At 71.8% G+C, this 22,366-nt stretch carries 27 protein-coding genes; 5 read left to right on the top strand and 22 right to left on the bottom strand.

Features of this window, described 5'->3' with window-relative positions; genetic code table 11:
• Positions 1–24 precede the first annotated feature (24 nt).
• The 3 genes from AC1UE5_RS16575 to AC1UE5_RS16565 all read left to right on the top strand — a co-directional run bounded on the left by AC1UE5_RS16575 (position 25) and on the right by AC1UE5_RS16565 (position 3,261).
• A complete protein-coding gene (locus tag AC1UE5_RS16575; RefSeq protein ID WP_482925472.1) occupies positions 25–711 on the top strand; it encodes a response regulator transcription factor in 687 nt (228 codons plus the stop codon).
• A complete protein-coding gene (locus tag AC1UE5_RS16570; protein WP_482925470.1) occupies positions 656–2,116 on the top strand; it encodes a sensor histidine kinase in 1,461 nt (486 codons plus the stop codon). The genes AC1UE5_RS16575 and AC1UE5_RS16570 overlap by 56 nt, the downstream gene beginning before the upstream one ends.
• 89 nt (positions 2,117–2,205) lie before the next feature.
• Positions 2,206–3,261, top strand: coding sequence for a GGDEF domain-containing protein (locus AC1UE5_RS16565; RefSeq protein WP_482925468.1), 1,056 nt, complete (start codon positions 2,206–2,208; stop codon positions 3,259–3,261).
• On the opposite strand, the gene AC1UE5_RS16560 is transcribed toward AC1UE5_RS16565, so the two are convergent.
• The 10 genes from AC1UE5_RS16560 to AC1UE5_RS16515 are packed head-to-tail and all read right to left on the bottom strand — an operon-like array spanning position 3,258 to position 12,251.
• Positions 3,258–4,934, bottom strand: a complete 1,677-nt coding sequence (locus AC1UE5_RS16560; RefSeq protein ID WP_482925466.1) for a ribonuclease J — start codon at positions 4,932–4,934, stop codon at positions 3,258–3,260. The genes AC1UE5_RS16565 and AC1UE5_RS16560 overlap by 4 nt on opposite strands.
• A complete protein-coding gene (gene dapA / locus AC1UE5_RS16555) occupies positions 4,931–5,791 on the bottom strand; it encodes a 4-hydroxy-tetrahydrodipicolinate synthase (protein WP_482925464.1) in 861 nt (286 codons plus the stop codon). The genes AC1UE5_RS16560 and dapA overlap by 4 nt, the downstream gene beginning before the upstream one ends.
• A gap of 12 nt (positions 5,792–5,803) precedes the next feature.
• Entirely contained in the window at positions 5,804–6,160 is a 357-nt protein-coding gene (locus AC1UE5_RS16550) for a hypothetical protein (RefSeq protein WP_482925462.1), read from the bottom strand.
• Between the two features lie 26 nt (positions 6,161–6,186).
• Positions 6,187–6,642, bottom strand: a complete 456-nt coding sequence (locus tag AC1UE5_RS16545; protein WP_482925460.1) for a hypothetical protein — start codon at positions 6,640–6,642, stop codon at positions 6,187–6,189.
• Between the two features lie 10 nt (positions 6,643–6,652).
• Positions 6,653–6,967: a hypothetical protein gene (locus AC1UE5_RS16540; RefSeq protein WP_482925458.1), complete on the bottom strand. Its 315-nt coding sequence runs from the start codon at positions 6,965–6,967 to the stop codon at positions 6,653–6,655.
• On the bottom strand, positions 6,964–7,464 hold the full coding sequence (locus AC1UE5_RS16535; RefSeq protein ID WP_482925456.1) for a GNAT family N-acetyltransferase: 501 nt from the start codon (positions 7,462–7,464) through the stop codon (positions 6,964–6,966). The genes AC1UE5_RS16540 and AC1UE5_RS16535 overlap by 4 nt, the downstream gene beginning before the upstream one ends.
• The gene (locus AC1UE5_RS16530; protein ID WP_482925454.1) at positions 7,461–8,108 is read right to left on the bottom strand and encodes a 4-hydroxy-tetrahydrodipicolinate reductase; all 648 of its coding nucleotides are present in this window, start codon (positions 8,106–8,108) and stop codon (positions 7,461–7,463) included. The genes AC1UE5_RS16535 and AC1UE5_RS16530 overlap by 4 nt, the downstream gene beginning before the upstream one ends.
• A complete protein-coding gene (locus tag AC1UE5_RS16525; RefSeq protein ID WP_482925452.1) occupies positions 8,105–9,340 on the bottom strand; it encodes a M16 family metallopeptidase in 1,236 nt (411 codons plus the stop codon). The genes AC1UE5_RS16530 and AC1UE5_RS16525 overlap by 4 nt, the downstream gene beginning before the upstream one ends.
• A 52-nt stretch (positions 9,341–9,392) precedes the next feature.
• Entirely contained in the window at positions 9,393–11,690 is a 2,298-nt protein-coding gene (locus AC1UE5_RS16520) for a polyribonucleotide nucleotidyltransferase (protein ID WP_482925450.1), read from the bottom strand.
• A 60-nt stretch (positions 11,691–11,750) separates the two neighbouring features.
• On the bottom strand, positions 11,751–12,251 hold the full coding sequence (locus AC1UE5_RS16515; protein WP_482925448.1) for a DsbA family protein: 501 nt from the start codon (positions 12,249–12,251) through the stop codon (positions 11,751–11,753).
• Between the two features lie 16 nt (positions 12,252–12,267).
• On the opposite strand from AC1UE5_RS16515, the gene AC1UE5_RS16510 reads away from it, so the two are divergent.
• Positions 12,268–12,762: an SRPBCC family protein gene (locus AC1UE5_RS16510; RefSeq protein ID WP_482925446.1), complete on the top strand. Its 495-nt coding sequence runs from the start codon at positions 12,268–12,270 to the stop codon at positions 12,760–12,762.
• On the opposite strand, the gene AC1UE5_RS16505 is transcribed toward AC1UE5_RS16510, so the two are convergent.
• Genes AC1UE5_RS16505 through rimP form a run of 12 tightly spaced genes read right to left on the bottom strand, consistent with a single transcriptional unit; the run spans position 12,686 to position 21,878 of the window.
• Complete coding sequence (locus AC1UE5_RS16505; RefSeq protein ID WP_482925444.1) at positions 12,686–13,144, bottom strand: Fur family transcriptional regulator; 459 nt, start codon at positions 13,142–13,144, stop codon at positions 12,686–12,688. The two genes, AC1UE5_RS16510 and AC1UE5_RS16505, sit on opposite strands and share 77 nt — an antisense overlap.
• Positions 13,145–13,154: 10 nt before the next feature.
• Positions 13,155–13,634 (bottom strand): redoxin domain-containing protein, encoded by a 480-nt coding sequence (locus tag AC1UE5_RS16500; protein WP_482925442.1) that lies wholly within the window; start codon positions 13,632–13,634, stop codon positions 13,155–13,157.
• A 5-nt stretch (positions 13,635–13,639) separates the two neighbouring features.
• Positions 13,640–13,903, bottom strand: coding sequence for a 30S ribosomal protein S15 (gene rpsO / locus AC1UE5_RS16495; RefSeq protein ID WP_482925756.1), 264 nt, complete (start codon positions 13,901–13,903; stop codon positions 13,640–13,642).
• 55 nt (positions 13,904–13,958) lie between these two features.
• Positions 13,959–14,861, bottom strand: a complete 903-nt coding sequence (locus AC1UE5_RS16490; protein WP_482925440.1) for a bifunctional riboflavin kinase/FAD synthetase — start codon at positions 14,859–14,861, stop codon at positions 13,959–13,961.
• Positions 14,858–15,685 carry a tRNA pseudouridine(55) synthase TruB gene (truB, locus tag AC1UE5_RS16485; protein WP_482925438.1) on the bottom strand — a complete coding sequence of 276 codons (828 nt, stop codon included), beginning with the start codon at positions 15,683–15,685 and terminating at the stop codon, positions 14,858–14,860. The genes AC1UE5_RS16490 and truB overlap by 4 nt, the downstream gene beginning before the upstream one ends.
• A gap of 21 nt (positions 15,686–15,706) precedes the next feature.
• A complete protein-coding gene (locus AC1UE5_RS16480; RefSeq protein ID WP_482925436.1) occupies positions 15,707–16,702 on the bottom strand; it encodes a DHH family phosphoesterase in 996 nt (331 codons plus the stop codon).
• Positions 16,692–17,030: a 30S ribosome-binding factor RbfA gene (gene rbfA / locus AC1UE5_RS16475; protein WP_482925434.1), complete on the bottom strand. Its 339-nt coding sequence runs from the start codon at positions 17,028–17,030 to the stop codon at positions 16,692–16,694. Before rbfA ends, AC1UE5_RS16480 begins: the two co-directional genes overlap by 11 nt.
• Positions 17,027–17,308 carry a DUF503 domain-containing protein gene (locus tag AC1UE5_RS16470; RefSeq protein WP_482925432.1) on the bottom strand — a complete coding sequence of 94 codons (282 nt, stop codon included), beginning with the start codon at positions 17,306–17,308 and terminating at the stop codon, positions 17,027–17,029. Before AC1UE5_RS16470 ends, rbfA begins: the two co-directional genes overlap by 4 nt.
• A gap of 54 nt (positions 17,309–17,362) precedes the next feature.
• Complete coding sequence (infB, locus tag AC1UE5_RS16465) at positions 17,363–19,912, bottom strand: translation initiation factor IF-2 (RefSeq protein ID WP_482925430.1); 2,550 nt, start codon at positions 19,910–19,912, stop codon at positions 17,363–17,365.
• Between the two features lie 12 nt (positions 19,913–19,924).
• Positions 19,925–20,125, bottom strand: coding sequence for a YlxR family protein (locus tag AC1UE5_RS16460; protein WP_482925754.1), 201 nt, complete (start codon positions 20,123–20,125; stop codon positions 19,925–19,927).
• A 20-nt stretch (positions 20,126–20,145) separates the two neighbouring features.
• On the bottom strand, positions 20,146–21,456 hold the full coding sequence (nusA, locus tag AC1UE5_RS16455) for a transcription termination factor NusA (protein ID WP_482925429.1): 1,311 nt from the start codon (positions 21,454–21,456) through the stop codon (positions 20,146–20,148).
• Between the two features lie 2 nt (positions 21,457–21,458).
• On the bottom strand, positions 21,459–21,878 hold the full coding sequence (rimP, locus tag AC1UE5_RS16450; RefSeq protein WP_482925426.1) for a ribosome maturation factor RimP: 420 nt from the start codon (positions 21,876–21,878) through the stop codon (positions 21,459–21,461).
• A 113-nt stretch (positions 21,879–21,991) separates the two neighbouring features.
• Between rimP and AC1UE5_RS16445 the strand changes: the two genes are divergently transcribed.
• Positions 21,992–22,363 (top strand): hypothetical protein, encoded by a 372-nt coding sequence (locus tag AC1UE5_RS16445; RefSeq protein WP_482925424.1) that lies wholly within the window; start codon positions 21,992–21,994, stop codon positions 22,361–22,363.
• Positions 22,364–22,366: the final 3 nt, after the last annotated feature.

The following is a 22,366-nucleotide window of genomic DNA, read 5'->3' as shown; positions in this document are numbered from 1 at the left end:
AGGATCCGCACTAGGCTGCCGTCCGTGAGCGGCTACACCCGTGACCCCCGCGTCTTGGTCGTCGAGGACGACGAGGACATCGCCCTGGCCGTCCAGCGGTCGCTGCGGATGGAGGGGTACGAGGTGCGCATCGCCGGCGACGGCGAGGCGGCGCTGGACGAGGCGGTCGCGTTCATGCCGGACATGGTCATCCTCGACCTCGGCCTGCCCAAGCTCGACGGGATCGAGGTCGCCAAGCGGCTGCGGGCCGACGGCGACGTGCCGATCCTCATGCTCACGGCGCGCGACGCGCTGGACTCACGCGTCGAGGGGCTGGACTCGGGCGCCGACGACTACCTCGTCAAGCCGTTCGAGCGGCAGGAGCTGCTGGCCCGGCTGCGCGCCCTGCTGCGGCGCCGGCCGCCGCGCGGCTCGCGCTCGTACGTGGTGGGCGATCTGTCGCTCAACCCCGACACCCACGAGGTCAAGCGCGGCGAGCGCGACGTCGAGCTGACGCAGCGCGAGTTCGAGCTGCTCGAGTACCTGATGCGCAACGAGCGGATCGTCGTGCCGCGCCAGCGGCTGCTCGAGGAGGTGTGGGGCTACGACCCGTTCGCCACGACCAACACCATCGAGGTGTTCGTGTCGAACCTGAGAAGGAAGCTGGAGAGCGGCGGTGAGCCTCGGCTCCTCCACACGATCCGCGGCGCAGGCTACGTCCTCCGCGCTTGACCGAGTCCCGATCCGCTGGCGCCTGGCCGGCGGATCCGCGCTCCTCACGCTCGTCATCCTCTGCGGCTTCGCCGTCGCGGTCGGCGCGCTGACCGCGCAGAAGATCCGCGACGACTTCGAGCAGGACGTCGAGGACGCCGCAGACGAGCTCACCGCGCAGCTCAACCCGCGGCTGATCCCCTACAGCGACGGGCGCGTGAAGTTCGCCGCAGGCACGAACCTCGACACGTACGTCTCCTCCGACGACGCGGCGGTGCGGATCATCGCCGCGAACGGCACGCTGCTCGCGCAGAGCCAGAAGGCGCCGTACCTCGGGAAGGTCATCGGCGAGACGGCCGAGTACAAGGGCTGGCGGATCGAGACGCGGCCGCGGTCGTCGCTGCAGCTCGGCACGATCTTCGTGCAGTACGCGCGGCCGCTGGCCGACGTGCAGGCGACCGTCCGTCGTGTGCGGCTCTTCCTCGTCGGCGGCGTCGTCGGCGGCGCCGGCCTGGCGCTGCTCGCCGGCCTGATGATCGCCCGCCGCGCGATGAAGCCGATCATCGACCTGACCGGGACTGCCCGGGAGATCGAGCGCACGCGCGATCCCGCGCGCCGCATCACCCCGCCGGCCGCCGACGACGAGATCACCGAGCTGGCGACGACGCTCGACGGGATGCTCCAGGCGCTTGCCGCGTCACGGGAGGAGCAGGACGCGATGCTGCGGCGGCAGCGCGAGTTCGTCGCCGACGCGTCGCACGAGCTGCGCACGCCGCTCACGAGCGTGCTCGCGAACCTCGACTTCCTCACCGAGACGCTCGACAACGAGGACCAGCGCGACGCGGCCGCCTCGGCGCTGCGGTCGTCGCGGCGGATGCGGCGCCTCGTGCAGGACCTGCTGCTGCTCGCCCGCGCGGACGCCAGCCGCCGCGCGCCGCACGAGCCGCTCGACCTCGGCAAGGTCCTCGTCGAAGCCGCCTCCGAGCTGGAGCCGGTGACCGCCGGCCACCACCTCAGCGTCGACTCCTCCCACGCGATCGTCGACGGCGCCCGCGACGAGCTCCACCGGCTCGTGCTCAACCTGATGGAGAACGCGATCAAGCACACGCCCGAGGGCACAGAGATCCGCGCGCGGGTCCTCCGCGACGGCGACGACGTGCGGGTGATCGTCGAGGACGACGGCCCCGGCATCCCCGCCGACCTGCGCGACAAGGTCTTCGAGCGCTTCGTCCGCGGCGCCGGCGACCGCGGCGGCTCCTTCGGCCTGGGGCTCTCGATCGTCCGCGCGGTGGCCGTCTCGCACGGCGGGCGGGTGGAGCTGGACTCCTCCGAGGGCGCCGGAACGCGCTTCACGGTGACCCTCCCGGCCGCGGAGTCCGAGCGCACCGCGGTCCCCGCCGGCGCGGACTCGGGCACCTCCTCCTGAGCGGCGAGCGCGCCAGGCTCGATCGGCGATCCGTCCAGGCACCGTGCGGGGTCGGGCGGGACACCCGATGCAGATCATGAGTGTCGTTCTTGAGCCGTCTCTCCCTCCGCGCGCGGGTCGCGGTTCTCAGCCTGCTGGTCAGCGCGACGACGCTCGGGCTGCTCGGGTGGTGGTACGTCTGCAACGCCGAGGACGCGTTCACGCGTGCGGCGAACGAGCAGGCGCGCGCGTTCGCCGTTCAGGCCGCGCCGGCGATCGCGCAGCTGCTCGCGCCGGCCAACCACAAGGACCTCGAGTCGGTGCCGGACGGGATCACCGGCGCGGCGGTGTTCGACCCGGACGGGACGATGACGTCCGCGACCGGCGACGACACGCACCTGATGGCGGCGCTCGCGGCAGACGTGCGGCAAGCCGTCGCGACGGGCGTGCCGGTTCAGCACTTCCGGGGCGCCGACGGGCACCGGTGGCAGGGGCTGCACGTTCGCGACGGCGCGGACACGCTGCTCGTGACGGTCGTGCCGGCGGGCGGCGGCGCGGTCGCCACGGTCGCGCAGGTCGCGTGGGCGCTGGAGGAGCTGCACACGGTCGCCTTCGTGACGATCGCCGGGCTCGCGCTCGGCGCGCTCGTGCTGACCGCGCTGCTGGTGATCGTCATCGGCCGCTTCGTCACCCGACCGGTGGAGCGGCTGGCCGAGACCGACCCGCTCACCGGCGTCGCGAACCAGCGCGCGTTCACCGAGGCGATCGGCGCCGAGATGCACGCCGCGCGCGAGCAGGGCGCCCCGCTCTCGCTCATCGCGATCGACGTCGACGGCCTCAAGCTCGTCAACGACGCGCAGGGTCACCTCGCCGGCGACCGCCTGATCATCGACGTCGCGATGGCGACCCGCGGCGCGGTCCGGGCCGGCGACCTGCTGGCCCGCGTCGGCGGCGACGAGTTCGTCGTCCTCTGCCCCGGGCTCGACATCCGCGGCGCCCGCGAGATCGCGGCGCGCATCGAGGCCGCGCTCGAGGCCGAGGACCTGATGGCGAGCATCGGCGTCGCCGAGCTGCCCATCGGCGGCAGCGCGACCGACCTGCGCGAGCGGGCCGACGCCGCGCTGTACGCGGCGAAGACCCGGCGCAAGGCCCTCCGGCTGGCCTAGACCTCCACCACCACGGGGAGCACCATCGGACGCCGCTTGAGGCGCCCGTAGACGAACTGCCCGAGGTCGTCGTGGAGCTTCTTCTCGAGCAGGTCGACCTCGCGGATCGACTCCTTCGCCGCCTCCTCGAGGCAGCTGTCGACCGCGTCGCGCAGGTCGTCGAGCAGCTCCTCGGCCTCGTCGGTGAACGGCACGCCGCGGAAGATGATCTCCGAGTCCGCGACCGGCTTGCCGGTCTGCTCGGAGATCGTCGCGACGACGACGAAGATGCCGTCGGCCGACAGCATGCGGCGGTCGCGCAGCGCGACGTCATTGACGTCGCCGATCTCCAGCCCGTCGACGAAGATCACGCCGGACTGCTCGGGCTTGCCGAACTTCGCGCCCTTCGCGGTGATCTCGAGCGGCAGGCCGTTCTCGCCGCGGAAGATCGCGTCGGGATCCATCCCGGTCGCGACCGCCAGCTCGCCGTGCAGGCGCAGCCGCTTGTGGTCCCCGTGGAACGGCATCAGGTACTTGGGCCGCGTCAGCCCGACCATCAGCTTGATCTCCTCCGCGTACCCGTGGCCGGACGCGTGGATCGGCGCGTCCTGCGCCGTCACGACCTTGCAGCCGATGCGGAACAGGCGGTCGATGGTCTCGTTGATCGCGCGCTCGTTGCCCGGGATCGGCGTCGCGGAGAAGACGACCGTGTCGCCCTTCTTCAGCTCGACCGCCGGGTGGTCGTTGTGCGCCATGCGGCGCAGCGCGCTGCCCGGCTCGCCCTGGGAGCCGGTCGACATGATCACGAGCTTCTCGTCCGGGAAGTTGTCCATCTCGCGCGGCTGCACGAGCATCCCGTCCGGCACCTCGATGTGGCCGAGCGAGCGCGCGATGTTCACGTACTTGCGCATCGAGCGGCCCACCAGCGCGACCCGGCGGTCGAGCGCGTGCGCGGCCCGGATCACCTGCTGGACGCGGTGGACGTTGGACGCGAACGACGTCACGACGACGCGCCCGTCCGCCTGCTCGATGACCTTCTCGAGCTGCGGGCCGACGGCGGCCTCGCTGATCGACCAGCCCGCGCGGTCGGCGTTCGTCGAGTCACCGCACAGCAGCAGCACGCCGTCGTCGCCGAGCTTGGCCAGCCGCTGGAAGTCGGGCCCCTTGGAGGAGACCGGCGTCTGGTCGAACTTGTAGTCGCCCGTGACGACCACGGTCCCCAGCTCGGTCGTGAGCGCCACGCCCGACGCGTCGGGGATCGAGTGCGTCATGTGCAGCAGCTCGAACGTGAACGGGCCGGCGTCGACGAGCTCGCCAGGATCGACGTCCTCGAGCTCCACCTCGCGGAGCTTGTGCTCGTCGAGCCGCGAACGCGCCATGGCCATCGTCAGGCGGCGGCCGTAGACCGGCGGCGCGTCGGCGGGGTCGTCGCCCCACACGTCGCGCAGGATCCAGGGCAGCGCGCCGACGTGGTCCTCGTGCGCGTGGGTGATGATGATCGCCTCGACGTCGTCGCGGCGCTCGCGGACGTAGGAGAAGTCCGGCAGCACGAGGTCGACGCCCGGCATCTCGGCGGTCGGGAAGCGCAGACCGCAGTCGACGATGACGATGGCGCCGTCGTACTCGAAGACGGTCATGTTCTTGCCGATCTCCCCCAGACCGCCGAGGGGGAGGACGCGCAGCGTGCCGCTCAAGAGTGGACCGGCTCCAGCAGGCCGTGCTTCTCGAGCGCGGCGCGGATGACGGACAGCTCGCGCTCGTCGGCCTCGATCAGCGGCAGGCGCAGCCCGCCGACGTGATGGCCGAGGAGGTTGAGCGCGGCCTTGATGCCGATCGGGTTCGTCGTGACCGACAGCGCGGCGTACAGGTCCCGCAAGCCGGCGTCGACCTCGGCGCGCTTGTCGGGCTCGGTGACCATCCGGCGCATCTCGTTGCCGACGATGTGGCTGGCGACGAGGATGCCGCCCTTCGCCCCGACGTCGAGGGCCCGCGCGAAGCTGTCGTCGTTGCCCGCGTAGAGGTCGAGCCCCTCGATCGGCGCGAGGTTGTCGTCGTTGGCCTGCTTGACCCCGACGACGCCGTCGATCTGCGCCAGCTCGGCGAGCAGCTCGTTCGGGATGTCGATGACGCTGCGGCCGGGGATGTTGTAGAGGAGGATCGGCTTGTCGGTGGACTGCGCGATCGCCTCGTAGTGCGCGATCAGGCCACGCCGGTTCGGCTTGTTGTAGTACGGCGTCACCGACAGGATCGCGTCGGCGCCCAGCTCCGTCGCGCGCTCGGTCAGCTTGACCGCGTGCCGCGTGTCGTTGGAGCCGGTGCCCGCGATGACGGTGGTGCCCGCCGGGCGGTTCGAACACGCGAGCTCGATGACGCGCAGGTGCTCGGCGTCGTCGAGCGTGGCGGCCTCTCCCGTCGACCCGCAGGCGACGATGCCGTCCGATCCGTTCTGCAGAACGTGGTTGTGGAGCGCGACGAAGGCGTCTTCGTCGACGTTGCCGGCGTCGTCGAAGGGCGTGACGATCGCGGTGAGGATGGAGCCGAGCTCTGGCACTGCCGCCTCAGGCTATCCAGCGAGCGGGTCGCCGCTCGTCAGTCCGGCGCCCCCGCTCGGCGGCTGGGACGGCTTGGGCGACGCGTCGGCGAGCGGGTCGCCGTGCGGGCGCTCGGGGTCAGGCGTGGGCGCGACCGGCTCGGCCGCGGTCGCCGGCGTGCTGGCGGGCGACGGCTGCGCGAGCGGGTCGCCGTGCGGCGGCTCGGTGTCCTGGCGGATCGGCCGGCCGTGCTGGTCGTACTCGACCGCAGGAGCGCCGCCCTGCTGCTGCCGCTGCGCGGACTGCTGCTCGTTGAACTGCTTCTGGACCTCGTCCAGCTTCGACTGCGCCTGCTCCGCGTACTTCTTCGCCTTGTCCATGAAGCCCATGGACGCGAGGCTACTCCGACGGGCGGCTACTCGTCGGCACAGGCGGGCACGCCGAGGTTCGATGCTGCCTTTCGCGCACGTTCGCGCAGCTCGGCGAGCTCGGTCGTGGCGCCCTGCAGCACGGTCGCCGGGTCCTCGCCGCGGTCGATGTCCGTGATGACGCCGCGGACGACCTTCGCGCCCTCGCGGTTGACCGCGAGCACCTCGTCGTGCGCCGCCTGGAGGTCCTCGGGCGGCGACAGCTCGCTGAACTGCTCGGTCGCCTTCTCGTTCGGCGCGACGAGCGCGCGGAAGTACGTGCTGATCGCCTTGGGCGTGGCCTTCGTCGGCTCGGTGACCTTCTCGCCCGCCCGGTCGGCCGCCTCGCAGATCTCCTTCGCCTCCGCGCGGTAGTCCTCGGCGGAGAGGCGATCGTGGCCGCCGCACGCGGCGAGGGTGCCGGCGACGGCGAGGACGGTCAGGGCAGTCGGGAGCGCGCGCACGGGCGGGAAGCTAGCGGGCCTGGTCGCGCCGCAGCGCGTCGGTGAAGCGCCGGGGCACGCGGGCGTCCTCGCCCTCCTCCCACAGCGTCACGACGACCAGCTCGCCGCGCGGCACGTCGTGGCGGCAGACGTAGATGACCGCCTTGTCGCGCAGGTCGAGCACGTCGACCGTCCCGCGCTGGCCCGGCCGGGTGCTGCCCGCGGCCCACGCCTTCCCCACGCGCGCGACGATCTCGCCCTTCGCGTCGAGCGTCCCGCGCACGCGCTGGCGGAACCGCTCCGCGGCGTGGTCGGTCACCGCGACGAGGACGGGTGCGCCGCTCACAGGTCGCGCGCGTACCGGATCTCGTGCGCGCCGAGCGAGCGGTGCTCCTTGCGGCCGCCGCCGGGCTTCCAGCCGTGCGCGGCGTAGAACCGGCGCGCCGGCCCGTTGCCCTCCAGCGTCCAGAGCGTCGCGCGCGTGAAGCCCTCCTCGCGCAGCTCCTCCACGGCGCGCGCGAGCAGCGCGCTGCCGTGCCCCTCGCCCTGCCGGGCCGGGTCGACGTAGAGCGCGATGATCTCGCCGGTGCCCTCCGGCGCGTCCGCGTCACGCGACGGGCCCGCCGCGACGAACCCGACCGCGCGGCCGTCGCCGTTCTCGGCGACCCACAGCTCGGCCACGTCGCCGCGGGTCAGCCCGACCCAGTCCGCGACGCGCTCGGCCAGCGGGCGGCGCGTCAGCCAGGTGGCGTCGGCGATCCCCGCGTACGAGGAGGTCCAACAGCGCTCGTGGACGCGGGCGAGCGCCTCGGCGTCGCTCTCGCGGGCGGGTCGGACGCTCACGGGAAGAGGACGTGCTCCAGGCCGACGACCGGCGTCTCGGTGAGCTCACCCACCTTGCGCACCGCCAGCAGGACCCCCGGCATGAACGACTCGCGATCGATCGAATCGTGGCGGATGGTGAGCGTCTGGCCGACGTCGCCCAGGATGACCTCCTGGTGCGCGACGAGGCCCGGCAGCCGCACCGAGTGGATTGGCACGTCGCCCTCCATCAGCTCCGCCGTGCGGTCCGCCGTCCCGCTCGGCTTGTCGAGCTTCTTGTCGTGGTGCAGCTCGACGATCTCGGCGCGCTGCATGACCTTCGACGCCTGCGCGGCGAACGTCATCATCAGCACCGCGCCGATCGCGAAGTTCGGGCAGAACAGGACGTTCGCGCCGGTCAGCCCGCGCGTCTCCTCCACCGCCCAGCCGCTCGTCCCGACCACCGCGTGCACGCCCGCGGCGACCGCCGCCCGCACGTTCTCCAGCGCCGTGTCCGGCCGCGTGAAGTCGACGAGCACGTCGGCGTCGCCCAGCACGTCGGCGACCGTCGTGCCGAGCGCGGGGTCGGCCTTGCCGGTCAGCTGCAGGTCGTCGGCGCCCTCGATCGCGCGGCACGTCGTCTCCCCCATCCGGCCGGCGGCGCCGGCGACCGCGACGCGGATCATGCGGCGAGCGCCGGGGTCACGGGCTCCAGCGCGGCGCGGAACGCCGTCTCGTCGCCGCCCACGCCCGCGGCCGACAGCCGCTCAGGCGCGTACAGCGCGGCCGCCAGCTCGATGACGTCGTCGGCGGTGACGGCGTCGATCTTGGCGATCACCTCGTCGAGCGACAGCAGCGGCAGGCCGGCGAGCACCGAGGCGCCCAGCCGGTTCATCCGCGCCGCCGTCGACTCCAGCGACAGCACCATGCGGCCCTTGACGTTCTCCTTCGCGCGCTCCAGCTCGTCCGTCGGGACGCGATCGGTGCGGACGCGATCGAGCTCGTCGCCGACGACGCGCAGCGCGGCCGCGACGTTGTCCGGGCGCGTGCCGAGGTACAGGCCGACCTGGCCGGTCTGCGCGAACAGCGACTGGAACGAGTAGACGCTGTAGGCCAGGCCGCGCTGCTCGCGCACCTCCTGGAACAGCCGCGAGGACGACGTGCCGCCGAGCAGCGTGTCGAGCACGCGCAGCGCGAAGCGGCGCTCGTCGTCGCGCGGGATGCCCGGGCCGCCGAGGCAGACGTGCGTCTGCTCGGTCTCCTTGGTGAGGAACCGGACCTGCGCGGGCGTCGGGGCCGGCGGCGTGATCAGCGCGGGCAGCGGGGCGCCGACGCGCTCCACCTGCGCCTTCTCGACCATCGCGACGAGCGCGTCGTGGTCGACCGACCCGGCCGCCGCGACGACGACGTTGCGCGGGACGTACTTCTCGGCGTGGAAGGCGCGCAGGCCCTCCGCCGGCGTGCCGGCGACGACATCGGCGTGGCCGATGATCGCGCGGCCGAGCGGGTGCCCGGCGAAGACCGCCTCCCCCAGGACGTCGAACACCTTGTCCTGCGGGTCGTCCTCGTACATCGCGATCTCCTCCAGCACGATCTCGCGCTCGTTGCGCAGGTCGTCCTCGGAGAAGCGCGGGCGCCAGACCATGTCCGCGATGACGTCGAGCGCCTCGGGGAGGTGGACGTCGAGCACGCGGGCGTAGACCGAGGTGGTCTCCTTGCCCGTGCCCGCGTTCAGCTCCGCGCCCATGGCGTCGAACGTCTGATCGATCTGGAGCGACGCGTACTTCTCGGTGCCCCTGAACAGCATGTGCTCGATCAGGTGCGAGAGACCGGCGTGCGGCTCGTCCTCGGCGGACGAGCCGGTGCCGATCCAGAAGCCCAGCGTCACGGAGCGGACCGAGTCCATGGACTCGGTCACGACTCGAACGCCGGAGTCGAGCTCCGTGATGCGGGGCTGGTCCACTTCGGTGCTACTCGCCGTCGCGGTTGCGGCGCGGGCGGCCCGAGCCGCGGCCGTTGCCGCCGCGGTCGCCGCGGTCGCCGCCGTCGCGGTCCCGGCGCGGGCCACGGTCGCCGCGGTCACGCCGCGGGCCCCGGTCGCCGCCGCCGCCACCGCCGCCGCCGGCGCCGACCTGGGCGAGCTCCTCGACCGACTTGCCCTCGATCGCCGGGTCGTCGGCGAGGCGCAGGCCGATGCGCCCGCGCTCGCGGTCGACCTCGACGACGCGGACCTCGATCTCGTCGCCCTTGTTGAGGTGCTCCTCGACCGTCTCGGCGCGCTGGCCGGGGGCGATGTTGGAGATGTGCAGCAGGCCGTCGGTGCCCTTGGCGAGCTCGACGAACGCGCCGAACGTGGTCGTCTTGACGACCTTGCCCTTGTAGGAGTCGCCGACGGCGACCTCCTTGGTCATCGAGCGGATGCGCTCGGCCAGCGCCTCGCCCAGCTCGCCGCTGGCGGAGTAGACGTTGACCTGGCCCTCGTCGTTGACGTCGATCTGCGACTCGAACTCGTCCTGCAGGCCGCGGATGGTCTCGCCGCCCTTGCCGATCAGCAGGCCGATCTTGTCCGGGTCGATCTTCAGCGAGATGATGCGCGGCGCGTAGGCCGACATCTCGGTGCGCGGCTCGGCGATGACCTCGGCCATCTTGCCGAGGATGAACGACCGCGCCTCCTTCGCCTGCGTGAGCGCGTCACGCATGATCTCGAAGGTCACGCCGGTGATCTTGATGTCCATCTGGAGGGCGGTGATGCCCTCCTCGGTGCCGGCGACCTTGAAGTCCATGTCGCCGAGGTGGTCCTCGATGCCCGCGATGTCGGTGAGCACGACGTAGTCGTCGCCCTCCTTGATCAGGCCCATCGCGATGCCGGCCACCGGCGCCTTGATCGGCACGCCGGCGTCCATCAGCGACAGGGTCGATCCGCAGACCGAGGCCATCGAGGACGAGCCGTTGGACTCGAGGATGTCGGACACGACGCGGATCGTGTACGGGAACTCCTCGGTGGTCGGGACGACCGGGACCAGCGCCCGCTCGGCGAGCGCGCCGTGGCCGATGTCACGGCGCTTCGGGCCGCGCATGAAGCCGGCCTCGCCGACCGAGAAGGGCGGGAAGTTGTAGTGGTGGAAGTAGAACTTCTGCGTCTGGAGCCCGAGGGTGTCCAGCCGCATCTCCTCCTTCAGCGTGCCGAGCGCGGCGACGGAGAGCGCCTGCGTCTGGCCGCGGGTGAAGAGGGCGGAGCCGTGCGTGCGCGGCAGCAGGCCGGCCTCGATCGTGATGTTGCGGATCTCGGTCGTGTTGCGGCCGTCCGGACGCAGCTTGCGGACCGCGATGCGCTCGCGCACGGTCTTCTTCTCGAGGTAGGCGAAGGCCTTCTCGGCCTCCTTCTTGGCCTCGGCGTAGTTCTCGGCGGTCTCGTCCGGGGTGAACCGGTCGACGACCTCCGCGCCCAGCGCGTTGGTGGCGTCCTGGCGCTCGAGCTTGTCCTCGACCGCCGTGGCCTCCTCGATGCGCTGGCCGAACTCGGCGACGATCTGGTTGACGAGGTCCTCGTTGACCTTCGGCGCCTCGATCTCGACCTTCGGCTTGCCGGCGAGCTCGCGCAGCTCGTGCTGGACGGCGCAGAGCTTCTTGATCTCGCCGTGCGCGATGTCGAGCGCGTCGAGGATCTCGGCCTCGGGGATCTGGTTGGCCCCGGCCTCGACCATGAGGATGGCCTCCTCGGTGCCGGCGACGACCAGGTCCAGGTCGCTCTTGCCCTCGGCCAGGTCGGCCTCGGACGGGTTCACCACGAAGTTGCCCTCGATCTTGCCGATGCGCACCGCGCCGACGGGCGTGGGCAGCGGGACCGGCGAGATCATCAGCGCCGCGGAGGCGCCGTTCATCGCGAGGATGTCGTACGGGTGGACGTGGTCCACCGACAGCGGGATGCCGACGAGCTGCGTCTCGTAGCGCCAGTTCTTGGGGAACAGCGGGCGCAGCGGGCGGTCGATGAGACGCGCCGTGAGCGTCGCCTCGGTGCCGGAACGGCCCTCGCGCTTGAAGAACGAGCCGGGGATCTTGCCCGCGGCGTACATCCGCTCCTCGATGTCGACAGTCAGGGGCAGGAAGTCCGCGTCGCGGAGGTTGCCCATCGTCGCGGTGCTGAGCACCACGGTGTCGCCCTGTCGCACGACGACGGCGCCGGAGGCCTGCTTGGCCATCTTGCCGGTCTCGAAGGAGATCTCAGTACCTGCGATCTCGACCGAGACGGTCTTCACGGCGTCAGACATATGAAGTTGTCCTTCCTGAGGACGCCCCTTCGGATCGGGCGTCCAAGCTTTCGTCTTCTCTCACTTCCGAACGTCGTTCAGGATAGCGGCGGACGGCGCTCCGCCGTGCATCCGTCCCGCGATCCAGAGCGTCGGCGTGGTCGCCGCGCCGGCCCGCAGCGCGGCGTGCACGTCGCGCTTGACGCGGGCGTGGACGGCCTCGGAGCGGCGGTCCTCCTCGAAGCGGTCCAGGTCGAGCCCGAGATCGGTCGCGCGCGCCCACAGGTGCGGATCGTCCTGGTGTCCCTGGTCGGCGTACAGCGCGTCGTGGAACGGCCAGAACGCGCCCTGCAGCCCCGCCGCCTCCGCCGCCGCGGCGAGAACCGGCGCGCGCGGGTGCTTGGCCTTCAGCGCGAAGTGGCGGAACACGACCCGCGCGCCGGCCTCCCGCAGCCGCAGGTGCGCGACCGCGCAGTGCGGGCACGCGAAGTCGGCGTACATGACCACCTCCGGCGCGTCCGGGTCACCGCGGACGTGGTCGTCGGGGGCGAGCGGCGGGACAGGTGCGCTCGTCAGCTCCATCGTTCGTACTCCCATCGTGAAGGCTTTCGTCCTCGAGCGCACGCAGGTCCTCCCCGGCACCCCGGAGGAGGTCTTCCCGTTCTTCGCCGACGCCCGCAACCTGGAGGCGATCACCCCGCCGCTGCTGCGGTTCTCGGTCGTCACGCCCGAGCCGATCGACATGCGCGTCGGCACGTTCATCCAGTACCGGCTCGGGTTCCACCGCGTCCCGGTGACGTGGCACACGTCGATCCAGGCGTGGGAGCCGCCGCACCGGTTCGTCGACGTGCAGGTCCGCGGGCCGTTCGCGCTGTGGCACCACACGCACGCGTTCGCGCCGCACGCGGACGGCACGCGCATGACCGACACGGTCCGCTACGCGATCGGCTTCGGGCCGCTCGGGGAGCTGGCGCACCGCGCGTTCGTGCGCCGCGACCTGGACTCGATCTTCGACTTCAGGCGGCGGGAGCTGCCGCGGCTGCTGGCGCGGGCGCCTGAGCGCGGCAGGCCGCGCACTGGCCCCAGTAGATGACCTCGGCCTCGTCGAGGACGAAGCCGGCGGGCGACGAGGGCGGCTCCATGCACGGCGCCGAGCCGTGCGCGCAGTCGACGTCCCACATCGTCCCGCAGGTGCGGCAGACGAGGTGGTGGTGGTTGTCGTGGACGTGCACCTCGTAGCGCGCGGGGCTGCCCGCAGGCTCGATGCGCCGCAGCAGGCCGGCCTTGGTGAGCGCGTCGAGCACGTCGTAGACGGCCTGCGTGGAGACGCTGCCGAGCCGGACCCGGACGGCCGCCGCGATCGCGGTCGCGTCCTGGTGGCCGCCCAGCTCGTGGACGGTGTCGAGCACGGCGACGCGCGGCCCGGTCACCCGGAGGCCGTGCTCGCGCAGGAGGTGCTCGGTCGTGCCGCTCACCTCACTGATTCTACGAGCGACCGGCAGCCAGTCCGTCGAAGATCAGGTTCGCGCCAGGGAGCACGCCGGGGTTCTCGGCGACGTAGCTCCACGTCACGACGCCGTCCGGGCCGATGATGACGATCGCCCGGTCGGAGAAGCCGCCCTTCTCGAAGTACGCGCCGAACGCCTTCGAGGTCGCGCCCTTGGGCTCGAAGTCCGACAGCTGCGGGATCGTGATCCCCAGCTTCTCCTTGAACGCCTTCTGCGACCACATGGAGTCGCAGGAGACGCCGTACAGCTTGGCCCCGTCGGCCTGGATCTCGTCCAGGACCTCCTCGTACACCTGGAACTGGTCGGTGCAGACGGGGCTGAACGCGTTGGGGTAGAAGACGAAGATCGTCGTCTGCCCCGCGATGTTCGCGTTCGTGAACTCCTCGCCGAGCTCGTCGACGAGCCGGAACGCCGGTGCCGGCGTCCCGGGCTTGATGATCTCGCTCGAGTCGGCCAACGCCGTTAGCGGCGGAGGCCGAGCTCCTTGATGAGCTCGCGGTAGGCGTCGAGCTCGTGCTTCTGGAGGTAGTTCAGAAGCCGGCGCCGCTTGCCGACGAGCATCAGCAGGCCACGACGCGAGTGGTGGTCCTTGCGGTGGGTGCGGAGATGATCCGTCAGCTCGTTGATGCGCGCGGTCAGCAGCGCGATCTGGACGCGGGTGTTGCCCGTGTCCTTCTCATCCGTGCCCCACCGGGCGATGATCTCGTTCTTGCGGTCCTGGGTCAGCGTCATGTGCAGCCGACGAGGGTAGCAGCGAGTTGCGAGAACGACATGGCGCGAACTACATCGCCGCGATGTCGCGCGCGCGATCGACGTCGGCGCCCATCTGCTCCACCAGCGCGTCCACGGAGTCGAACCGCTTCTCGCCCCGCAGCCGCTCGAGGAACTCGATCCGCAGCTGCTGGCCGTAGATGTCGCCCTCGAAGTCGAGCAGGTACGCCTCGATCAGCTCGCCGCGGCCGGTGACGAACTGCGGCCGGACCCCGACGTTGACCGCCGCGGCGAACCACGCCTCGATCCGATCCCCACCCACCCCGACGATCCCCGCACGGCACGCGTAGACGCCGTGGCCCGGCGTGACGTACCGCTGGTCGGGCACGAGGTTGGCGGTCGGGAAGCCGAGCGTGCGCCCGCGCTTGTCGCCGTGGACGACCTCGCCCCACACCTGGAACGGCTCGCCGAGCAGCTTGCCGCCCTCGCCGACGTCGCCGGCCGCGATCAGGCCGCGGATGTGGCTCGAGGAGACGACCTCGCCGTGGAACTCCTGCAGCGTCTGCACGCGCGTGGCGAACCGGCCGTCGGCCTGCAGCATCGCCACGTCGCCGCGCGCCTTGTGGCCGAAGCGGAAGTTCTCGCCCACGCTGACGTGCGTCGCCCGGAGCTTCTCGACCAGCACGTGGTCGACGAACTCCTCCGGCGCCTGGGACGCGAACGCGCCGTCGAACGGGATCACGACGAGCTCCTCCACGCCGAGGCCGGCGATGAGCTGCTTCTTGCGCTCGAACGTCGTGAGCAGCCGCGGTCCGCCGCCCGGCGCCACCACCGACTGGGGGTGCGGGTCGAAGGTCAGCACGGTGTCGGCGCCGCGGATGACCTCGCGGTGCCCGAGGTGGACGCCGTCGAACGTGCCGACGGCCACGCGCCGCTCGCGCGGCTCGACATCGGGGAGGTGGGTGACCTTCATGCGGACCGGAAGCCTACGATCGGCTTGAGCCAGCCGTCTTCACGTGGCTCCGCGATGGCCACCGGACCGTCCGGATCGCGCACGAGGACGGTGCCCTCGCGGTCCGCCGCGAACGTCTGCCCCCACCCCACGCGGCGGCCGGTGTCGGCGTCGACCTCGAGCACCGGCAGGACCCGCTCCAGCGCGTCCCCGAGCGGGATCGCGTCGTCGATCCCCTCCCCCGCGTCCGCCACCCGGAACGGCCCGATCGCCGTGCGGCGCAGCTCCTCGCAGTACGCGTCGCCCAGGTCGGCGATCAGCGACCGCACGTACGTGCCCGACGAGCACGCGATGCGGAACGCGACCCGCGGCGGCTCGCGCCACAGCTCGTCGAAGCGCTCCACGTGCACCTCGCGCTCGGGGATCTCCACGTCGACGCCCTTGCGCGCGAGGTCGTACGCGCGCTTGCCACCGATCTTGATCGCGCTGTACGCCGGCGGCCGCTGCACGACGGTGCCGGTGGGCAGATGCAGCGGGTCGGGGATCGGCGTGCCGGTCTCGGTGATCTCGCCGTCGCGGTCGCCGGTGGTGGAGACGGCGCCGAACCGCGCGACGGTCTCGTACGCCTTGCCCAGCCCCATGAAGAACCGCTGCGCGCGCGTCGCCCGGCCGAGCAGCACGAGCAGCACCCCGGTCGCGAACGGGTCGAGCGTCCCGGCGTGCCCGACACGCGGCCCGAGCTTGCGGGTCGCGGGCACGCGGTCGCCGAGCTCGCGCCGCACGCGGTTGACCACGTCGTGCGAGGTGACCCCGGCGGGCTTGTCGATCAGCAGGACGCCGTCCACGGCGCCCGACGCTACCGCCACCTAGAGCTGGCGCGCGACTTCCGCACGCAGGAACGCCACCAGCTCGTCCTCGGTCAGCGACGTGGTGAAGCCCGCGGCCATCCGGTGGCCGCCGCCGCCGCCCGCGCGGGCGATCGCGCTGACGTCGACCGTCTCGTCCGCGGCGCGCAGCGAGACCTTCGCCTTGCCGGCCTTCGCGGGGTCGGTCAGCTCCTTGACGAGCGCCGCGACCTTCGTCCCCGCGACCGCGCGCAGGTGGTCGACGATGCCCTCGGAGTAGCTCTCCTCCGCCCCGGTCTCCGCGTAGTCGGCGACGCGGATGCGCGACAGCGTCAGCCCCTCGGAGTCGTAGCGGTCGACCTTCGACAGGGCGCGCGCGGTGAGCTGGAGCTTGGCGAACGGGACGCCCTCGTAGAGCCGCCGGTAGATCCCGTGCACGTCGACGCCGGCCGCGATCAGCTCCGCCGCCATGACGTGCGCGCGCGTGCCGGTGTTCTCGTACATGAACTTGCCGGTGTCCGTGACGAGCCCGACGTACAGCGCGTCCGCGATCTCCGACGTCGCCTCGACCCCGAGGCCGCGCATCAGGTCCCACACGATCTCCGCGGTGCACGAGGCGGCGTCGACCACGTGGTCGATCTCCCCGAACCGGGTGTTGTCGTGGTGGTGGTCGATGTTGACGATGCGCAGCGGCGCGCCGTGGTCGAGCACCGCCGGGTTGCGGTCGATGTTCCCGCAGTCCAGGAACACGACGAGCCGGTCGGCGACGTCGACGGGCGGCGTCGTGACCATGCCGGTGAAGTCGAAGAAGCGGTACTCGTACGGGAGCGGGAACTCGTCGGGCGCGATGAACATCACCGAGTCCTTGCCGAGCTGCTGCAGCACCCCCTGCATCGCCACCAGCGACCCGAGCGCGTCCCCGTCCGGGTTCTCGTGCGTGACGAGGAGCAGCTTGTCGGCCGCGCGCAACGCGGAGAGCGCCTGCTCGCGCGTCGTCGCGAACGTGTCAGTGGTCATCAAGCAGCTGCTCCATCCGCATGGCACGGTCCGTCGTGTCGTCGTACTGGAAGGCGAGCGTCGGCGTGCGCTTCATGCGCAACTGGGACCCGACCCGCCGCTGGAGGAGCCCGTGTGCCGACTGGAGCCCCGCCAGCGACTGCTCACGCTGACGCTCGTCACCCAGGACGGTGACGTACACCCGCGCGTGGCGCAAGTCGGCTGAGGTCTTCACATCGGTCACGGTCACGAAGCCGATGCGTGGGTCCTTGAGATCGGACCCGTTCAGCGCGTCGCTCAGCACCTCGCGGATGGCCTCGTCGACACGCCGCATGCGGTCGCCGCTCACAGTACCTCCTCGAAGGACACCACCGCGCGCTCCACGCGGCAGCCATCGGGAACGCGGCTCTCGAGGAACCGCTCTACCCGATCGGCGGCGTCCTGGACCGCCGTGACAGACCCGCCGGTGACCGCGGCGGCGAGCGTGGAGCGTTGCCAGAGGTCGTGGTGATCGACCTCGGACACGGCCACGCCCAGCCGCCCGCGGAGCTGCTCCTTCACCGACTTGAGCTCCTTGCGCTTGCCCTTGAGCGACCCGGCTTCGGGGAAGTGCAGGTGGATCAGCAAGAGCCCCGCGAAGCCTGGCACCGGTGGGCGTGACTGGTCGTGGCCGGGACCTGCCTAGGCGAGCTCGCGCTGGACGAGCTTCGTCTCGTAGGCCTCCAGGATGTCGCCCTCCTTGACGTCCTGGAAGTTCTCGAGCACGATGCCGCACTCGAAGCCCTGCAGGACCTCGCGGACGTCCTCGTTGATGCGCCGCAGCGAGGCGATCTTGCCGTCGTACACGACGGTGCCGTCGCGCACGATGCGGACCTTCGCCCCGCGCGTGACCTTGCCCTCGCGGACGTACGAGCCGGCGATGGTGCCGATCTTGGACGCGCGGAACGTCTGGCGCACCTCGATCTCGCCCATCGTCTCCTCGACCTCCTCCGGCGCGAGCAGCCCCTGCATCGCGGCGCGCAGCTCGTCGAGCGCCTTGTAGATCACCGAGTAGGTCCGGATCTCCACGCCCTCGCGATCGGCCACGGCCCGCGCGTCGCCGACCGGGCGGACGTTGAAGCCGATGATGATCGCCTCGGACGCCGCGGCGAGCATGACGTCGGACTCGTTGATGCCGCCGACCGCGTTGTGGAGGACGTTGACGGCGACCTCCTCCTGCGGCAGCTTGGCGATCTCGTCCTCGAGCGCCTCGGCCGAGCCCGCGACGTCCGCCTTGAGCACCAGGTTGAGCTCGGCGGTCTCGCCCTGCTTGGCCTTCTTGAAGATGTCCTCCAGGGACACCTTGCGGCCGGAGCGGCGGGCGAGGCCCTCCGCCTTCAGGCGCGTGGCGCGCTCGGCGGCCTGCGTGCGGGCGGTGCGCTCGTTCTCGACGACCCGGAACGGCTCACCCGCGTCGGGCACGCCGTCGAAGCCGAGCACCTCGGCCGGCTCGCCGGGGTAGACCTCGTCGATGCGCTTGCCGGTGTAGTCCTGGATCGCGCGGACCTTGCCCCAGTTCTGACCGGAGACGACCGCGTCGCCGACCTCCAGCGTGCCGCGCTGCACGAGCAGCGTGACGACGGGGCCGCGGCCCGGGTCGAGCTTGGACTCGATGACCACGCCGGACGCGTCGGCGTCCGGGTTGGCCTTGAGGTCCTCGACCTCGGCCATGACGTTGATCGTCTCGAGGAGGTCGTCGAGGCCCGTGCGGTTCTTCGCGGAGACGTCGACGAACTCGGTGTCGCCGCCCCACTCGACCGGCTGGAGGCCGAGCTGCGTCATCTCCGTGCGCACGCGCGTCGGGTCCGCGCCCTCGCGGTCGATCTTGTTGACCGCGATGAGCATCGGGACGTCGGCGGCCTTGGCGTGGTCGACCGCCTCACGCGTCTGCGGGCGCACGCCGTCGTCGGCGGCGACCACGATGATCGCGATGTCGGTGACGCGGGCGCCGCGGGCACGCATGGCGGTGAACGCCTGGTGGCCGGGGGTGTCGAGGAACGTGATCGGCTTGTCCTCGCCGTCCTCGCCCTTGACGTGCACCTGGTACGCGCCGATGTGCTGGGTGATGCCGCCCGCCTCGCCCGCGGCGACCTCCGCCTCGCGGATGGCGTCGAGCAGCGACGTCTTGCCGTGGTCGACGTGGCCCATGATCGTGACGACCGGGGCGCGCGTGACCAGATCCTCGTCGCTGTCCTCGTAGACCGGCTCCTGGTCGTCCTCGTCGGACGCCGTGACGATCTCGATCTTCTTGTCGAACTCGTCGGCCAGCAGCTGGATCGCGTCGTCGGTCAGCGTCTGGGTGAGCGTCGCCATCTCGCCGAGACCCATCAGCTTCTTGATGATCTCCGGCACGGGCACGCCGAGGTACTCCGCGACGTCCTTGACGGTCGAGCCGGAGTTGATGCGGACGAGATCGGTGCGCTGCTGGGCGCTGCGGTCGATCGCGGGAAGCGTCTCGGCCTCGAAGTCGCGCCGGCGCCGGCGACCGCCGCCACCGCCGCGGCGCGGGCCGCGCTGCGGGAACGGACCGGGACGCCCGGGGCCGCCGGGGCCACCCGGGCCGCCGGGACCGCGGCGCGCGGCCTGCGAGTCGATGACGACGCGACGGCGCCCACCGGGGCCGGCGCCGGAGCGCTCGCCCATGCGGGAGTCACGCGTCTGGCCGGAGCCGCCGCCGGGACCGCCCGGACCGCGACCGCCACCGGCGCCCGCGGGGCCGCCCTGACCGCGCTGGCCACCCGGACCGCCGGGACCGCGGCCACCCGGACCGCCGGGACCGCGACCGCCCGGGCCGCCGGGACCGCGACCGCCCGGACCGCCGGGACCGCGACCGCCCGGACCGCCGGGACCGCGCTGGCCCTGGCCGCCCTGGCCGCCCTCCTGGCGCTGCTGGCGGGCGCGCTTGCGCTCCTCCTCCAGCCGCTTCTCCTGGCTCGGGCGGACGACGCGACCCTTGGTCTCGCCGGAGCCGAACGGGCGCACCGCGTCGGGGCGCTGGGTGACCTTGGGGCCACCGCCGTTGGACTTCTGGGGGGTGATCTTCTTGCCCGCGAGCGCGTCGAGCGCCTGCTGCTCGTCGACCGCGGACGCGACGGCCTTCACCGGGAGGCCGGCTGCCTGCAGCTTGGCGAGCATGTCCCGGGGGGACATGTCGCGCTCCTTGGCGAGCTCGTGTACGCGCTTCTTGGCCATGAATGTCTCAGTCTATCCGTCAGATGGTGGGGCTACAGCGGCTCGGAACGCCCTTCCCCAGGCGCGCCTCTTCGTCGCGCGCTCCACGCACGCGTCGCTGCAGACGTAGGCGCCGCGACCTGACTTGCGGCGCTCTGGATCGGGCACGGCGTGCCCGCCTTCGTTCACGTACCGACGCAGTGCGGCCTGGTCGGTGACCAGGCCGCAGCCGATGCAGCGCCGGTGCGGGGCCGTCAGGCCTCCCCCGCCGCCTCGGCGCCGTCGGCCTGGGGCGCGACACCCGCCAGGTCCGCGACGTTGTCGGAGTCGATCTGGGCCAGCGCCTGGTGGGCGTCGAGGCCGCAGTACCGGGAGCCGGGCAGCGCCGCGTTCGGGCACCGGCGGCCCTTCGTGAGCACGGCGTGGCAGCGCCCGTCGAGCTCCTGCTCCTCGTCGTACTCCTCGTCCGAGCCGGTCGTCGCGAACTCGGTCTCGGACTTGATGTCGATGCGCCAGCCGGTCAGCCGCGCGGCGAGGCGCGCGTTCTGACCCTCGCGGCCGATGGCCAGGCTGAGCTGGTCGTCGGGCACGATCACCGTCGCCTGGCGGCCGTCGTCGTCGACGAGCACCTCGCGCACGCGCGCGGGAGACAGGGCCTTGGCGACGAACCGGGCGGGCTCGTCGTTGTAGGGGATGATGTCGATCTTCTCGCCGCGCAGCTCGGAGACGACCATGCGCACGCGCGAGCCGCGGGGGCCGACGCACGCGCCGACCGGGTCGACGCCCTGCTGGTGCGAGACGACGGCGATCTTGGAGCGGTAGCCGGGCTCGCGCGCGACGTTCTCGATCTCGACCAGGCCGTCGGCGATCTCCGGCACCTCGAGCTCGAAGAGCGACTTGATCAGCTCGGGATCGCGGCGGGAGACGATGATGCTCGGCCCCTTCGTGGAGGGCGAGACCTCCTTGATGACCGCCTTGATCCGCTGGCCATGGTCGTAGCGCTCGCCGTCGACCTGCTCGGACCGCGGGAGGAGCGCCTCGACGCGCTCGCGCAGCTGCACGAGCGTGTAGCGGTTGTCGGACTGCTGGACGATGCCGGTGATCAGCTCGCCCACGCGGTCGCGGTACTCCTCGTACATCATGTCCCGCTCCGCCTCGCGGATGCGCTGCAGGATGACCTGCTTGGCGGTCTGCGCGGCGATGCGGCCGAAGTCGTCCGGGGTGACGTCGTACTCGCCGATCTGGTCGCGGTACTCGGCGAACTTGGCCGGGTCGATCTCGGGCTCGGCGGGCTCGACCTTCTCCCCCGTCTCGGGGTCGACGGTCGTCTCCTGCTCGATGGTCTCGATGAGCAGCTGCTCCTCGAGCTCCTCGGGCACGTTGAGCTCGATCACGCGGTAGTCCGCCGTGTCGGGGTCGAGGGAGACCCGCGCGTACTTCGCGGCGCCCGGCTGCTTCTTGTACGCCGAGAGCAGGGCGTCCTCGAGCGCGGTGCGGAGCTTGTCCGGGGAGATGCCCTTCTCGCGCGCGAGCGCGCCCATGGCCTCCAGGATCTCGCGTGACATTCCTACTCCTCCACGAGGTTCGATCGCGTGATGTCGGCGTACGGGATGGCGATGACGCCGGTGTCGGCGGCGATCGTCACCGCGTCGTCCGACGCACCGACGAGCTCACCGGTGAACGTCCGGTGGCCGTCGTGCTCCTCACGCGTGCGCACCCGCGCCTTCCGGCCGAGGAACCGGCGGAAGTGCTGCGGCTTGGTCAGGGGACGCTTCGGGCCGGGGGACGAGACCTCGAGCGCGTAGTGCTCGCGGATCTCGGCGAGGTGGTGGGTGACGCGCTCGCACAGGTCGAGCGACACGCCCTCCGGGTGGTCGATGAAGAGGCGGACCTTGTCGCCGCCGACGACGTCGGCCGAGAGCACCTCGACATCCGGCTCCGCCGTGGCGAGCCGGGCCTCGATGTCCTGCTGCAGTGTGGTGCTCATCTCGATCATGTTCCTTCCCCTGAAACGACAGAAGCGGGCTCGCGCCCGCTCCCCATCGCATTCCGGCGGTTGCCCGCCGGGACAGAAGCTGTGTTTGCCATGCTAGCAGCGGAATGACCCCTGTCGAGACGGTGGAACGGTACCTGCAAGGCCTCGACGCGGACTGGCGTCAGGTGGCGGTCGGCGAGTGGGGCCTGACGGTCGAGTCGGCCGGTTGGCCCCTGCACATCGGCATGGCGTGGCGCAAGGGGATGCTGCGCGCGCAGGCCGAGGTGCTGCCCGCCGATCAGGTCTCCGATCACGAGCTGCTGTACCGCAACCGCGGCCTCGTGTTGGTTCGCTACGCGCACACCGGCGCGGGCGTCGTGTGGGTGCACGGCGAGCTGCCGGAGGAGCTCGTCTCGCCCGCGTGGCTCGACCGCCTGCTGGGCGCGCTCGTCGATGCGAGCAACGTCGCGCGGGAGCGCGCGAAGGCCGCGGCCTGACCC

The sequence above is a fragment of the Parviterribacter multiflagellatus genome (assembly GCF_056863265.1).
The sequence above is the reverse complement of the archived record's forward strand: the minus strand, read 5'-3'. Positions and strand labels throughout refer to the sequence as shown.

What these genes read in the sequence shown, in the direction of transcription:
- AC1UE5_RS16550 (WP_482925462.1), bottom strand. Translation starts at nt 6,160, where the DNA reads ATGGGCTTCATGGACAAGGCGAAGAAGTACGCGGAGCAGGCGCAGTCG.
- AC1UE5_RS16530 (WP_482925454.1), bottom strand. Translation starts at nt 8,108, where the DNA reads ATGATCCGCGTCGCGGTCGCCGGCGCCGCCGGCCGGATGGGGGAGACG.
- AC1UE5_RS16520 (WP_482925450.1), bottom strand. Translation starts at nt 11,690, where the DNA reads ATGTCTGACGCCGTGAAGACCGTCTCGGTCGAGATCGCAGGTACTGAG.
- AC1UE5_RS16515 (WP_482925448.1), bottom strand. Translation starts at nt 12,251, where the DNA reads ATGGAGCTGACGAGCGCACCTGTCCCGCCGCTCGCCCCCGACGACCAC.
- AC1UE5_RS16490 (WP_482925440.1), bottom strand. Translation starts at nt 14,861, where the DNA reads ATGAAGGTCACCCACCTCCCCGATGTCGAGCCGCGCGAGCGGCGCGTG.
- AC1UE5_RS16480 (WP_482925436.1), bottom strand. Translation starts at nt 16,702, where the DNA reads ATGACCACTGACACGTTCGCGACGACGCGCGAGCAGGCGCTCTCCGCG.
- infB (WP_482925430.1), bottom strand. Translation starts at nt 19,912, where the DNA reads ATGGCCAAGAAGCGCGTACACGAGCTCGCCAAGGAGCGCGACATGTCC.
- nusA (WP_482925429.1), bottom strand. Translation starts at nt 21,456, where the DNA reads ATGTCACGCGAGATCCTGGAGGCCATGGGCGCGCTCGCGCGCGAGAAG.
- rimP (WP_482925426.1), bottom strand. Translation starts at nt 21,878, where the DNA reads ATGAGCACCACACTGCAGCAGGACATCGAGGCCCGGCTCGCCACGGCG.
- AC1UE5_RS16445 (WP_482925424.1), top strand. Translation starts at nt 21,992, where the DNA reads ATGACCCCTGTCGAGACGGTGGAACGGTACCTGCAAGGCCTCGACGCG.